This window comes from Pseudomonas sp. P4_C3 (genome assembly GCF_056402075.1).
Map to the genome: position 1 here is coordinate 1 of NZ_JBFUIC010000132.1, position 12,764 is coordinate 12,764.

Sequence of the window (12,764 nt, forward strand, 5' to 3'; positions counted from 1 at the left end):
GGTCTTCGCGTACCAGGTCGGTGCGGTGCAGGCCCTGCTGCCAGCTTTTCATCGCCGGGGCCGGTTGTGTTTCCTGGGCTTGAGCAAGGCTCGCTACAGTAGCGAGCCCTGCGGCGGCCAGGATGAGGCCAAGCCTGCCGAGGGTGTGACGGGTGTGGGTAYGCAACATTGTCTTTCCTCCAGTTGAACCACGCCAGGCCGCGCCGAAAGTGACGCTGCCGGTGATTCCATTTGGAGGCCTCCGTGTATCGCCCAGGTGTCGGGAAACGCCGGTTTTGTATGCCCGGGTAACGGCGGGCGTTGCCGATACCTGCGGATACAAACCCGCAACTGCGGGCACGTCGTTGGTCAACGCCTTCGCCCATCCGCACGAGTGTGTTTTTCCACCGTGCATGGCGGGACGTTCCCGGCCACCTCGGACAGTCGTTTTACTTCATTGGGCATGACTTCCATCAAACGTTTCCTGCGCCCGGTGGGCTACCAGGGATTTCCCGATGCCCTGCTGCCGGAGCCTCTGCGCGAGGGCAATCCGTTGGGGCTGCCGCGCATTGTGGATGGTCATTAACTGTAGGAGCGAGCTTGCTCCTACAACGGGTTAGTCAGTTGTTTTTCGCGAGCCGGGTTTCACCGCTGTCCCAACCGCCGCCCAGGGATTTGTAGATCGCCACAATGGCGCGGTACTGATCGGTCTCACCCAGTGCCTGGGCATCCTCGGCATTCAACCGCTCGCGTTGTGCGTCCAGCAACACCAGGTAGTCCACCACCCCTTCCTTGTATTGCGTCGCCGCCAGATCGGCCGCGGCGCGACTCGACTCGCTTTGCCTGATCAGCGACAGCAAGCGTTGCTGGCGTTTGCCGTAGTCGCTGAACGCGTTTTCCGACTCTTCCAGCGCGAGCAGCACCTGTTGTTCATAGGTCGCCAATGCTCCCTCGGCGTCGGCGTTTGCGCCACGAATGCGCGCCCGCACACTGCCCAGGTCAAACGCGGCCCAGGTGATACTCGGCCCCAGGCTCCAGGCACGGGCGGCACTGGAACCGATTTGCGAACCACGCCCCGCCGTGAAGCCGAGGAACCCACTCAAGCTCACCCGTGGAAACAGGTCGGCGGTGGCCACGCCGACATCCGCCGTTGACGCCGCCAACCGGCGCTCTGCCGCGAGCACATCCGGGCGCCGATGCAACAGCTCGCCAGGATCGCCAATCGGCAATGCCTTGGCGATGGCCGGCAGGTTCTTTGGACTCAGGTCGATGCTCAGGGTGTCCGGGCGTTCGCCCAGCAGCGTGGCGATGCGGTTCTTGTGGTGCACCTGCTCCGCCTGCAACTGCGGCACGCTCGCCTCGACAGCCGCCAAGCGGGCGTCGGCACGCACAACGTCGAGCTCGTTACCCACGCCAGCATCACGCAGGCTCACCGTCACGGCGCGCGATTCGCTTTGGTTCTTCAGGTTGGCCAAGGCGATCTTTTCCCGCAGTTGCGCACCGCGCAGTTGACCATAGGCATCCACCAGCTCGGCGATCATGGTCACCCGCAGTTGGTACAGGTCCGCCGCCGTGGCGTCTTCCCGGGCGTCGCTGGATTCCAGTTCACGCTGGATGCGTCCGAACAGATCGATCTCCCAGGCCATGTCCAGGCCCAGGTCGTAGCGCTCGGTATTGACCCGACTCTCGGTCAGGCCCGGCACCTGCGATTTGCCCTGCACGCTGCTGACCCGGCTGGTGACCACCGGCAGATTGTCGTTGCTGACGTCATCGCGGATGGCCCGGGCGGCTTTCCAGCGGGCGAAGGCCACGCGCAGATCGCGGTTGCCGTTGAGCGCTTTGCCGACCAGCTGATTCAGCGTGGGGTCGTCGAATTGCTGCCACCACACCGTTTCGAATCGCGTTTGATCGTAGTTGGCTCCTTGTGCCGAGACGACATGGGCAGGCGCCGTGTCGGGGGTCTTGTAATCCGGCCCCACGGTGCAGGCGGCCAATGCCGTGACCAGGAGGCTGGGAACGAAGAGCTTGAAAGCATTCATCAGTGTGCCTCCGAATCAATAACGTTGAGCGCGTGAACCCGGGCCGCCTTGCGCGCGGTTTTACGTTCGATGTAGCGACGAATCAGGACGAAGAACACCGGCGTCAGCAGCAACCCGAAGAAGGTCACCCCGAGCATCCCGGAGAACACGGCAACCCCCATGGCCCGGCGCATTTCCGAACCGGCCCCGGTGGAAGTCACCAGCGGAATCACCCCCATGATGAAGGCGAACGACGTCATCAGGATCGGCCGCAGACGCATGCGGCAAGCCTCCAATACAGCGTCCAGCGGCGACAGGCCCTGGTCCTGTTTGTCCTTGGCGAACTCGACGATCAGGATCGCGTTCTTGCAGGCCAGGCCCACCAACACGATCAAGCCGATCTGGGTGAAGATATTGTTGTCGCCCCTGGAGATGATCACCCCGGCAATCGCCGACAGCAGGGTCATTGGTACGATCAGGATCACCGCCAGCGGCAGGCTCCAGCTTTCATACAGCGCAGCCAGTACCAGAAACGCCAGCAGGACGCAGAGCGGGAACACCAACAGCGCGGTGTTGCCGGACAGGATCTGTTGGTAGGTCAGGTCAGTCCACTCGTAGGTCATGCCGTTGGGCAGTTCTTCCTTGAGCAGTTTCTCGATCGCTTTTTGCGCCTGGCCGGAGCTGTAGCCGGGGGCTGCACTGCCGTTGATTTCCGCGGTGACGAACCCGTTGTAGTGCGAGACCCGGTCGGGCCCCGACGTCGGGCTGACCTTGACGAACGTAGCCAGTGGAATCATTTCTCCACGGTCGTTGCGTACCTTCAACTGGCCGATCTGCTCCGGTTCCTGACGGAACTGCTGCTCAGCCTGGACGTTGACCTGATAGGTACGGCCAAAACGGTTGAAGTCGTTGGCGTACAGCGATCCGAGGTACACCTGCAAGGTGTCGAAGATGTCGTTGATTGCCACGCCATGGGTCTTGGCTTTTTCGCGGTCGATGGCGGCTTCGACTTGCGGCACGTTGACCGTGTAGCTGGTGAACAGGTTGGCCAGCTCCGGGACACTGCGCCCCTTGCCGATGATGTTCATGGTTTCCTTGTACAGCTCTTCGTAGCCCAGGTTGCCCCGGTCTTCGATCTGCAGGCGGAACCCGCCGATGGTGCCCAGGCCTTGCACAGGTGGCGGCGGGAACACCGCGATGTAGGCATCCTGAATGCCGCCGAACTTGGCATTCAGCGAAGCGGAAATCGCCCCGGCGGACAGGCTTGGGTCTTTGCGCTCATCGAAAGGACGCAAGCCGATGAACGCGATGCCGGCATTCGGGCTGTTGGTGAAACCGTTGATCGACAGGCCGGGAAACGCCACGGCGCTGTCGAAGCCCGGTTCGTTCATGGCGATGGTGCTCATGCGCCGGATCACCGACTCAGTGCGGTCAAGGCTGGCCGCATCGGGCAATTGCGCAAAGGTCACCAGGTACTTCTTGTCCTGGGTCGGCACAAAGCCGGTCGGTGTGGTGCTGAAACCCATGTACGTCATGGCGATCAGGCCAGCGTAAACCAGCAGGGCCACGCTGCTGCCGCGAATGACCCTGGCCACCGCCACCACGTAACCATTGCCGGCCTTTTCGAACAGCCGGTTGAAGGGCTTGAACAACCAGCCTGCGAACAGCCGATCCAGCACTTTGGAGAAACGGTCTTTCGGCGCACCGTGGGCCTTGAGCAACACCGCCGCCAATGCCGGCGACAAAGTCAGCGAGTTGAACGCCGAGATCACCGTGGAGATGGCGATGGTCAGGGCGAACTGCTTGTAGAACTGCCCGGTCAAGCCGGAAATGAAAGCGGCCGGCACGAAGACCGCACACAGCACCAAAGCCGTGGCGATGATCGGCCCGGTCACCTCGCCCATGGCCTTTTGGGTAGCCTCGGCCGGTTCAAGTCCCGACTCGATGTTTCGCTCGACGTTCTCCACCACCACGATAGCGTCATCGACCACGATGCCGATGGCCAGCACCAGACCGAACAGCGACAGCGCATTGAGCGAGAACCCGAGCAAATGCATCACGGCGAAGGTCCCGATCAGCGATACCGGCACGGCGACCAGCGGAATGATTGAGGCGCGCCAGGTTTGCAGGAACAGGATCACCACCAGCACCACGAGGATCAGCGCTTCGAACAGCGTGTGAACCACCGCTTCAATCGAGCTGCGCACGAAGATGGTCGGGTCATAGACGATCTCGTAGTCCATGCCCTCCGGGAAACTCTTCTTCAGCTCGGCCATCTTCGCCCGCACCTGGTCGGACACGTCGATCGCGTTCGAACCCGGGCGCTGGAAGATCGGCATCGCCACCGCTTCCTGGTTATTGAGCAGAGCGCGCAGTGCGTATTGGTTGGAGCCGAGTTCAATCCGGGCAATGTCCTTGAGGCGGGTGATCTCGCCATCCGCACCACTGCGTACGATCACGTTCTCGAATTCTTCTTCGGTGACCAGGCGTCCCTGGGAGTTGATCGACATCTGGAAGCTGGTGGCGTTGGGTGCAGGCGGCGAGCCCAATTGGCCGGCCGCGACCTGACGGTTCTGTTCACGCACCGCATTGACCACATCGGTGGCGGTCAGGTTGCGTGACGCGGTCTTGTTCGGGTCGAGCCAGATGCGCAGTGAATAATCACCGATGCCGAACATCTTCACGTCACCGATGCCGTCCAGCCGCGACAGCTCGTCCTTGACGTTGAGGATCGCGTAGTTGGACAGGTAGAGCATGTCGTAGCGCTTGTCCGGCGACACCAGGTGCACCAGCAGCGTCAGCTCGGGCGACGCCTTGTCGACGGTAATGCCGATGCGCGTCACCTCCTCCGGCAACTTGGGTTCGGTACGGGTCACGCGGTTCTGCACCTGCACCTGAGCGTTGTCCAGGTCGGTGCCCAGGGCGAAAGTCACGGTGAGCGTGAGCCGGCCATCCGCCGTGGACTGCGAAGACATGTACAACATATTCTCGACGCCGGTGATGGCTTGTTCGAGGGGGGCAGCCACGGTTTCGCCGATGACCTTGGGGTTGGCGCCCGGGTAGTTGGCATGGACCACCACAGTGGGTGGCACCACTTCCGGGTATTCGCCGATCGGCAACCGGAACAGCGAAATGCCGCCGGCAATCAGGATCAGCAACGACAGCACTGCGGCGAAGATCGGCCGCGTGATAAAGAACTGGGAGAACTTCATGACGGTGTTCCTTTATCCGCGGGGCGATACGCCAGCGTCGGTTTTCACCAGCGCCGGAGACGGAGCGACGGGCTGATTACCCGCCTCGATGGCCTGCCGCTGGCGGGCCAGGGTGGCGACGGTTTGCGCATCGGCCATCGGTGCGTCCTGAGGCGCGACCACCGCGCCGGGACGAACCCGCTGCAGACCGTTGATGACGATGCGGTCTTCCTTCTGCAAACCGCTGCGCACGATGCGCAAGCCTTCGAGCTTCGGCCCAAGGTCGACGCTGCGGTACACGGCCTTGTTGTCCTGGTCGATCACCAGCACGAACTTCTTGCCCAGGTCAGTGCCCACTGCCTCGTCCTTGATCAGCAGGCCGGCATAGGCCGCGCTGCCCACCAGTTTCAATCGGGCGTACAGCCCCGGGGTGTATTGGCCGTCGGCGTTGTCGAACACCGCACGGCCACGGATGGTGCCGGTCTTGGGATTGACCTGGTTGTCGACGAAGTTCATCTGCCCCAGGTGGCTATTGCCCTCCTCGTTCGACAAACCCATGTACACCGGCGTGGATTGACTGCGCCGGCCTTGACGGGAGAGCTGGCCGTACTTGAGGAACAGACGCTCGTCGGCATCGAAATAGGCGTAGACCTTGTCGGTGGAGACCACGCTGGTCAGGGCCGATGTGTCGGCGGTGACGATGTTGCCGGCGGTGATTTCGGCACGACTGACCCGGCCGCTGATCGGCGCGGTGACACGGGTGAAGCTCAGGTTCAGGCGTGCCAGATCGAGTTGCGCCTGCACGGCATCGACGGCGGCGCGGGCTTCCTGGGCGGTGGTGGTGCGCGTGTCGGCCAGTTCAGCGGAGATCGCATTGCTGCTCAACAGGCGCTGGCCACGTTGCGCTTCATTGCCAGCTCGAACCAGCGTGGCGCGAGCTTGTTGCAATTGCGCTTCGATGCGGTGTACTTCGTGTTCGAACGGCCGTGGATCGATCTGGAACAGCAAATCCCCTTTCTTCACCGACTCGCCATCGGTGAAGGCAACACGATCGATCTGCCCCGACACCCGCGGTCGAACCACGACGGTTTCCGGCGCTTCCAGACGGGCGGTGACTTCATCCCACTCAGTGATAGGTTGCTCGAGCACTTTCGCGACCGTGACAGGCGGCGCACCCGGAGCCTGGGCGGCATCGGGGGCGTGGCCGCAAGCAGTGAGGGTCGCCAACGCCAATGCAGCAAGGGGGTAACGCAAAGGTTTGAGTGACTGTTCCATGGGGGGTGTCCGCCTGACGGGTTAGGGGTTGGAGAATTCTCGGCCGCGCAGGGGGCTGCGACGAATTGAACGGAGTGAACTTGGCTATCATCATTAATGATGACCGTCATGTTTAAGGGCAAAAAAATGAATGCTCAGATCAAGCCTCTGAATCAACAGGGTTTTTATTGGAAGCCGTCAGACTGACGACAGCGCAGATACAGTCCAATGCGGGCCCAAGGGTTTGCGCTACCTGCAAGGCCCGGGCGGTCGGTTCCATTTTGTGGCCAATGCGTTTAAACAGAGGGTCGTTGAACAGTGTGCGCAGACGCCCCAATGCACCGCTGACCGCCGGCTGGCCCAGGGAAAGTCTTTCTGCGGCCCGTGTGACGTTGCGCTCCTGAATGAGCGCCTCGAAAATCACCAGCAGATTGAGGTCGATACTGCGCAGATCATGACGTTTCATGGGGCGGCACCCTGTGAGGTGTTCTGACTTGAGCCACGGGCTCGTCGGCCTGCAAAACCATTGCCGCGAATTTATATTATGATCATCATCAATACCAGCCCCTCAGCAAAAAATTGCCAAGGCGCTCATCGGATGACAGGACCCCACTCATGAAAGTGACGAAAGACCAGGCAGCAGCCAACAAGGAAGCGATCCTCGGCGCAGCCTCGAAGATGTACCGGGAAAGAGGCATCGACGGCATCGGTATCGGCGAGCTGTCCCGCTCGGTGGGCCTGACCCATGGCGGCTTTTACGGTCAGTTCCCCGGTGGCAAGGAGCAGTTGGCGTCAGAGGCGGTCAGCCGCACGTTCGAAACCAACATCGAAGACTGGCGAGCGGCGAAATCCATCCCCGAACTGCTCAAGGGTTACCTGACCCAGAGTCACCTGAGCAACTGGACCGAAGGCTGCCCGATCCCTGCCCTGGGGGCCGATGTCGCGCGCAATGGCGGTGCTGTCAGCCACTCGTTCACCCAAGGCGTGCAGACCCTGATCGAAACGCTGCTGCCATTGGTCGACGGCGAAACCGATGATGAAAAGCACCAGGAAGCCTTGCGCATCCTGTCATCGATTACCGGGGCCATATTGATCGCCAGAGCCCTGGACAACCCTCGATTGTCGGAGCAGTTCCTGCAATCGGTGATCGATGCCTGGTCTGTCAGCGACGAAAAAACAGTAGAAGGGCTTGCCGCGACCTGATCCAGACAGGTCGCGGCAAGTTCAGGCTTTTTGACTACGCCAGATCGAATCGATCCAGGTTCATCACTTTGGTCCACGCAGCGACGAAGTCCTTGACGAACTGCTGCTGCGCATCGGCGCAGGCATAGAATTCGGCCAAGGCACGCAACTGCGCATTGGAACCGAAGACCAGGTCAACCCGCGTCCCCGTCCACTTCACTGCACCGGTCTTGCGATCGCGCCCTTCATACTCTTGCCGGGCATCCGACACGGGCTTCCACTCCACGCCCATATCCAGCAGGTTGGTGAAGAAGTCATTGGTCAAGGCTTCCGGCCGTGAGGTGAGGACACCGTGTTTGCTCTGGCCGACATTGGTGTTCAACACCCGCAGCCCACCCAGCAATACCGTCATTTCCGGCGCACTGAGCGTCAGCAGTTGCGCCTTGTCGATCAGCAGTTTTTCGGCCGGCACACGGTACTGTTGCTTCAGGTAATTACGGAAGCCGTCGGCAATCGGTTCAAGGAATCCGAAGGATTCGACGTCGGTCTGTTCCTGGCTGGCGTCCATGCGCCCTGGGGTGAAAGGCACCGTCACACTTTGGCCGGCATTTTTCGCGGCCTGCTCCACGCCCACGCCACCGGCGAGCACGATCAGGTCGGCCAGGGAGATTTTCTTGCCGCCACTGTTGAACTCGCCCTGGATGCTTTCGAGTTTTGCCAGCACACGGGCCAGTTGTTCTGGCTGGTTGGACTCCCAGGACTTCTGCGGTGCCAGGCGCAGACGCCCGCCGTTGGCGCCGCCGCGTTTGTCGGAGCCACGGAAAGAGGAAGCCGCCGCCCACGCCGTCGATACCAGTTGCGAGACTGACAGCCCCGAGGCGGCAATTTTGCCCTTGAGTGCGGCCACATCACTGTCGTTGACCAGTGGATGGTCGACGGCAGGGATCGGGTCTTGCCACAGCAGCTCTTCGTTCGGCATTTCCGGGCCGAGGTAGCGTGAGAGCGGCCCCATGTCACGGTGAATCAGCTTGTACCAGGCACGGGCGAAGGCGTCGGCCAACTGGTCTGGATTGGCCAGGAAGCGCCGGGAAATCGGTTCATAGATCGGGTCGAAGCGTAGCGACAGGTCCGTGGTCAGCATCGTCGGATCACGCCGTCTGGACGGATCATGGGCATCTGGAATGGTGCCGGCACCAGCGCCGTTTTTCGGCTTCCACTGGTTTGCCCCCGCCGGGCTCTTGGACAGTTCCCATTCGTAACCGAACAGGTTTTCCAGGTAGTTGTTGCTCCACCGGGTTGGCGTGGTCGTCCAGGTCACTTCCAGGCCGCTGGAGATAGTGTCGCCACCTTTACCGGTACCGAACGTGCTCTTCCAGCCCAGGCCCTGCAGTTCGAGACCAGCGGCTTCGGGCTCAGGTCCGACATGGTCGACAGGGCCGGCACCGTGGGTTTTACCGAAGGCGTGACCGCCCGCAATCAGCGCGACGGTTTCCTCGTCGTTCATAGCCATGCGCGCAAAGGTTTCACGGATGTCCTTCCCGGCGGCGACCGGATCGGAGTTGCCTTCAGGGCCTTCGGGGTTTACGTAGATCAGGCCCATCTGCACGGCGGCGAGTGGGTTTTCCAGATTGCGCTCTGCGGGAGCTTGCCCGGCATCTTTGCCATATCGCACGTCGCCACCCAGCCACTTGCTTTCCGAGCCCCAGTAGACGTCTTCGTCCGGTTCCCAGACATCCGGGCGGCCACCGGAAAAACCAAAGGTCTTGAAGCCCATGGACTCCAGTGCAACGTTGCCGGTGAGGACGATCAGGTCGGCCCAGGAAATTTTGTTGCCGTACTTTTGCTTGATCGGCCAGAGCAGTCGACGGGCCTTGTCGAGGCTGACGTTGTCCGGCCAGCTGTTGAGCGGTGCAAAGCGTTGCTGGCCGGAGCCGGCGCCGCCCCGGCCGTCACCGGTGCGATAGGTGCCTGCGGCGTGCCAGGACATGCGGATAAAGAAAGGCCCATAGTGACCGAAGTCCGCCGGCCACCAGTCCTGGGAATCGKTCATCAGCGCAGTCAGGTCTTTTTTCAACGCCTGGAAGTCCAGGCTCTTGAAGGCTTCGGCGTAGTTGAAGTCGCCCCCCAACGGGTCTGATTTGGGCGAGTGTTGACTCAAGATCTTCAGGTTCAGTTGGTTCGGCCACCAGTCGCGGTTCGTCGTGCCACCGCCAGCGGCGTTATTAAACGGGCATTTCGATTCAGTTGACATGGCATCTCCTCTTGATTTTKTTTTCAGCTAATCATCCTTAAGCGTGGATCCGGATCACCGATTGAAGAAATAGCTTTTCGGTATGGGATCCATAGCCTTAAGGCTATGACAGCCCAGTGATCAGTCGCTCCAGAACATCCATTAAAGTACCGGTCCGGGAAACTGTCGCTTCATCTTGGGAGATAGCTGATAAACAGTTCAAATCAGCAAGCAAATGCAAGATCATGTACACCTGCCACAATGGATGGGTAGCCTTTGCTGCATGGACGCTGGCGATCGTAAGAATTGTTTGCCGCGAGAGGTTTCGCCATGCTCCTCAAAGCCATTGTCATCTGGTCATTGCTGTCGATCATCGTCGCCGCCGTGTTCTGTCGCCTGATGCATAACGCCAAGGTCGCCGACCGGGCGCTCAAGATCGCCAGGCCGGATCATCAGCCTCATGAACGAAATGCTGGCAATGCTTCCATGCCCCGGGACAAAAGTGGCAGTGACGATTCGGATTACCACGCGGCCTGAGCCATTCAGGGCGTTCCTGCACTCAATAAAAAACCGGCTATTCACACATTCTGTGTAACAACCTTTGTAGGAAATGGGTTGTTTGTTATTGCGAAAATTCCTATTTGTTCATTTTGGCTATGCCATTGGATTGCGTTCAGCACGCGTCCCACCGTCTTATTCGTCGTCGCCCAATATTCTCTCTGCTCAGCGCTTCTGCCTAGATGAGAAGGAAAGGCAACTCAAATCGATGACGATAAGGAAGTTGTAAATGAATGCACCTGTGCACCCCTTGTATACCAACGAAGTCTCCGCTGAATTTCTTCGCAGTCTTGACGCCCCGCTGGTCGGCAGCCGTCTCTGCAATGGCGACGAGATCATCAACACCTTACAGGGCGGTTGTTTGTTAGTGGGACGTGAAGGTGTGTCGATGGCCGAGGACTTTCTGCCTTCCATCAAGGAGGAAGAACATCAATGAACGAAGGACATTTCATTGGCCTGCATGACAAGACTACCTGTGGCGGCAAAGTCCTGGATGGTCATACCGGAGTCATGATGTACGGCATCGCCCATGCCCGCGAAGGTGATCGGGTCACCTGTGGCAAGGACGGCAAGACTTACAAGATCGTCGGTGGCATTTCCTACATGATCAGTCATGGCAAAGCCGTGGCGGGCACGCTGGACAGCCACAGCGATTGCCCCTGCAAGGCCCGGCTGATCCCTTCGGTGGTCACGGCCACCTATCGCAGCGCTAATTCTGCACCGCGAACGGGCAGGAGCGCCGCGCAACCCGTTTCCAGTGCTGCAACCAGTCAACCGGCCGCGCCACGTCAGCCTGGTTTCGCCCCTTCGAACCCTCCAGCGCCTGCGATATTCGCCCGCGCGAAACCTCAAGAGCCGGGCTTCCATGTGGTACCCAAAAGCATGACCCGCGAGGCATTGGAGGCAACGCTGTTCGCCACGCCCGATGCCGTCGTGATGCGCAAGTTTCGAGCGCTCAATCCTGAGCGAGGCGATATCAAGGCCGGTTCGCTGATCGTACTGAGCGATCCGAACAACACCTCCTGCACCTACCAGGAAGCGCAGCTGATGCAGGCCGCGCAACAGGTCAAGTTGGCACTCGATCCCCTGACGCCGGACGAAGCGGAATTCATGTTCCGCCACGCGGCTGAAATCGCCAGCTTTACTGGCCAATCCTCGACCTGGCTTGGCGTCAGCGCGGTGGTGATGGAAAAACACCTGACCCGACTGCGTGACACCCTGCAAGCCATGGAGCGCCTGCATCAGGACAGCTATCGTCAGCATGGGCACCTGCGGTCGCCGCAGTTCTTCGCCGAACGCCAGCGGCTGCTCGCCCAGCTGGACGCCCACTTGCTGAACTCCACTCGCCTGCGTGGCTACACGACATTGGGTGATCATCCCAAACTAAAAACGGCGCTCGGCATTTCCAGTCGCAGTCTGGTGCACCACTGGGACAAGGCTGGTGCGCCGGGGCAGATACCGGGTTACGCGACCCATGTGAAGGCGATCAGTCGGGCGGCGAAGTACATGGGCGCCGGGGGGTACATCGGAATTGGGATTGGTGGAGTTTCATCGTTGCTGGCTATTCAGGAAGTTTGTGTTGGTGACTCTGGAGCGGCTTGTGAGAAGGTGAAATTTACTGAAGGAGGAAAATTTGTAGGGTCTACCATTGGTGGGATTGCGGGTGGGGCAGGAGCTCCTTTGATTAGTGGCTCTATTTGCCTTGCGCTTGGGGTTACCACGGCAATAGGTGGTGTTATCTGCGTTGGGGCCGTGGTAGGGATTAGCGCGTGGGTGGGGACAGAAGCGGGTGGTATGGGGGGCGAATTCGTAGGTGAGAAAATGTTTGAAATAAGACAGCCATGACCAGCATCGACACTTGGTCCCCGTGGATTGCAGTTACTGTTGCTGGCGGTCCAATTCTGCTGGGGGCTATGAACATTGCTTACTGCCTGTACCTGAGCCGTCGTCATCTGGATGCCATGATGGAAGCCTTGAAAAACAGTCGCTACATTTTCATTTGGGGGCCAGGATGGCGGGGGCAGGGCTGGTTTGGGGGATTTGTACTGATCACTAAAATTGCCGGGATGGTAGTGCGACCGAGGGCGTATATACGCCTCGGTGATGTGGACCCTATCGATATCGAAAACTTCCCGCCCCACCTGAAGCGTCTTCTGATGATTAACGTAGTAATGACGATCATTACTCTAAGTTGGATGGCGATTACCTACGCTCTACTGAAATTCAGATAACTCAATGGACGACTTTCCAAGTTGAAGTAGTCCTCGGCATTTCCAGTCGAAGCCTGGTGCACCACTGATAAAAGGCCGGTGCACCAGGAAAGATAAGAAGCAGGACTGCGAAATGCAAACG

The 12,764-nt window shown here is 60.0% G+C and carries 10 protein-coding genes and 1 pseudogene; 6 read left to right on the forward strand and 5 right to left on the reverse strand.

All coding sequences use genetic code 11. The annotated features are described in order from the left end of the window. Positions 1 to 335: 335 nt before the first annotated feature. Positions 336 to 565: pseudogene (locus tag AC1DVH_RS19290) on the forward strand (aldehyde dehydrogenase (NADP(+))); the annotation flags it as partial. A gap of 34 nt (positions 566 to 599) precedes the next feature. On the opposite strand, the gene AC1DVH_RS19295 reads toward AC1DVH_RS19290, so the two are convergent. The 4 genes from AC1DVH_RS19295 to AC1DVH_RS19310 all read right to left on the reverse strand — a co-directional run bounded on the left by AC1DVH_RS19295 (position 600) and on the right by AC1DVH_RS19310 (position 6,908). Continuing rightward, positions 600 to 2,018 carry an efflux transporter outer membrane subunit gene (locus tag AC1DVH_RS19295; protein WP_477755151.1) on the reverse strand — a complete coding sequence of 473 codons (1,419 nt, stop codon included), beginning with the start codon at positions 2,016 to 2,018 and terminating at the stop codon, positions 600 to 602. Continuing rightward, the gene (locus AC1DVH_RS19300; RefSeq protein ID WP_477755152.1) at positions 2,018 to 5,209 is read right to left on the reverse strand and encodes an efflux RND transporter permease subunit; all 3,192 of its coding nucleotides are present in this window, start codon (positions 5,207 to 5,209) and stop codon (positions 2,018 to 2,020) included. Before AC1DVH_RS19300 ends, AC1DVH_RS19295 begins: the two co-directional genes overlap by 1 nt. Positions 5,210 to 5,221: 12 nt before the next feature. Further along, positions 5,222 to 6,463 carry a multidrug efflux RND transporter periplasmic adaptor subunit MexE gene (mexE, locus tag AC1DVH_RS19305; RefSeq protein ID WP_477755153.1) on the reverse strand — a complete coding sequence of 414 codons (1,242 nt, stop codon included), beginning with the start codon at positions 6,461 to 6,463 and terminating at the stop codon, positions 5,222 to 5,224. 139 nt (positions 6,464 to 6,602) lie between these two features. Further along, positions 6,603 to 6,908, reverse strand: a complete 306-nt coding sequence (locus AC1DVH_RS19310) for a LysR family transcriptional regulator (protein WP_477755154.1) — start codon at positions 6,906 to 6,908, stop codon at positions 6,603 to 6,605. A 149-nt stretch (positions 6,909 to 7,057) separates the two neighbouring features. On the opposite strand from AC1DVH_RS19310, the gene AC1DVH_RS19315 reads away from it, so the two are divergent. Then, positions 7,058 to 7,645: a TetR/AcrR family transcriptional regulator gene (locus tag AC1DVH_RS19315; RefSeq protein ID WP_477755155.1), complete on the forward strand. Its 588-nt coding sequence runs from the start codon at positions 7,058 to 7,060 to the stop codon at positions 7,643 to 7,645. Between the two features lie 34 nt (positions 7,646 to 7,679). Here AC1DVH_RS19315 and katG read toward each other — a convergent pair whose 3' ends face one another. Beyond that, positions 7,680 to 9,875 (reverse strand): catalase/peroxidase HPI, encoded by a 2,196-nt coding sequence (katG, locus tag AC1DVH_RS19320; protein WP_477755156.1) that lies wholly within the window; start codon positions 9,873 to 9,875, stop codon positions 7,680 to 7,682. Between the two features lie 309 nt (positions 9,876 to 10,184). On the opposite strand from katG, the gene AC1DVH_RS19325 reads away from it, so the two are divergent. The 4 genes from AC1DVH_RS19325 to AC1DVH_RS19340 all read left to right on the forward strand — a co-directional run bounded on the left by AC1DVH_RS19325 (position 10,185) and on the right by AC1DVH_RS19340 (position 12,643). Next, on the forward strand, positions 10,185 to 10,391 hold the full coding sequence (locus tag AC1DVH_RS19325; RefSeq protein WP_477755157.1) for a hypothetical protein: 207 nt from the start codon (positions 10,185 to 10,187) through the stop codon (positions 10,389 to 10,391). Positions 10,392 to 10,641: 250 nt separating this feature from the next. Next, positions 10,642 to 10,848: a hypothetical protein gene (locus tag AC1DVH_RS19330; RefSeq protein ID WP_477755158.1), complete on the forward strand. Its 207-nt coding sequence runs from the start codon at positions 10,642 to 10,644 to the stop codon at positions 10,846 to 10,848. Further along, positions 10,845 to 12,257, forward strand: coding sequence for a PAAR domain-containing protein (locus AC1DVH_RS19335; protein WP_477755159.1), 1,413 nt, complete (start codon positions 10,845 to 10,847; stop codon positions 12,255 to 12,257). Before AC1DVH_RS19330 ends, AC1DVH_RS19335 begins: the two co-directional genes overlap by 4 nt. Continuing rightward, positions 12,254 to 12,643 carry a hypothetical protein gene (locus AC1DVH_RS19340; protein WP_477755160.1) on the forward strand — a complete coding sequence of 130 codons (390 nt, stop codon included), beginning with the start codon at positions 12,254 to 12,256 and terminating at the stop codon, positions 12,641 to 12,643. Before AC1DVH_RS19335 ends, AC1DVH_RS19340 begins: the two co-directional genes overlap by 4 nt. Positions 12,644 to 12,764 lie beyond the last annotated feature (121 nt).

Excerpts from the sequence above, each read along its gene's own strand:
- AC1DVH_RS19295 (WP_477755151.1), bottom strand. The coding sequence starts at position 2,018 with ATGAATGCTTTCAAGCTCTTCGTTCCCAGCCTCCTGGTCACGGCATTG.
- AC1DVH_RS19300 (WP_477755152.1), bottom strand. The coding sequence starts at position 5,209 with ATGAAGTTCTCCCAGTTCTTTATCACGCGGCCGATCTTCGCCGCAGTG.
- mexE (WP_477755153.1), bottom strand. The coding sequence starts at position 6,463 with ATGGAACAGTCACTCAAACCTTTGCGTTACCCCCTTGCTGCATTGGCG.
- AC1DVH_RS19310 (WP_477755154.1), bottom strand. The coding sequence starts at position 6,908 with ATGAAACGTCATGATCTGCGCAGTATCGACCTCAATCTGCTGGTGATT.
- AC1DVH_RS19315 (WP_477755155.1), top strand. The coding sequence starts at position 7,058 with ATGAAAGTGACGAAAGACCAGGCAGCAGCCAACAAGGAAGCGATCCTC.
- AC1DVH_RS19325 (WP_477755157.1), top strand. The coding sequence starts at position 10,185 with ATGCTCCTCAAAGCCATTGTCATCTGGTCATTGCTGTCGATCATCGTC.
- AC1DVH_RS19330 (WP_477755158.1), top strand. The coding sequence starts at position 10,642 with ATGAATGCACCTGTGCACCCCTTGTATACCAACGAAGTCTCCGCTGAA.
- AC1DVH_RS19335 (WP_477755159.1), top strand. The coding sequence starts at position 10,845 with ATGAACGAAGGACATTTCATTGGCCTGCATGACAAGACTACCTGTGGC.
- AC1DVH_RS19340 (WP_477755160.1), top strand. The coding sequence starts at position 12,254 with ATGACCAGCATCGACACTTGGTCCCCGTGGATTGCAGTTACTGTTGCT.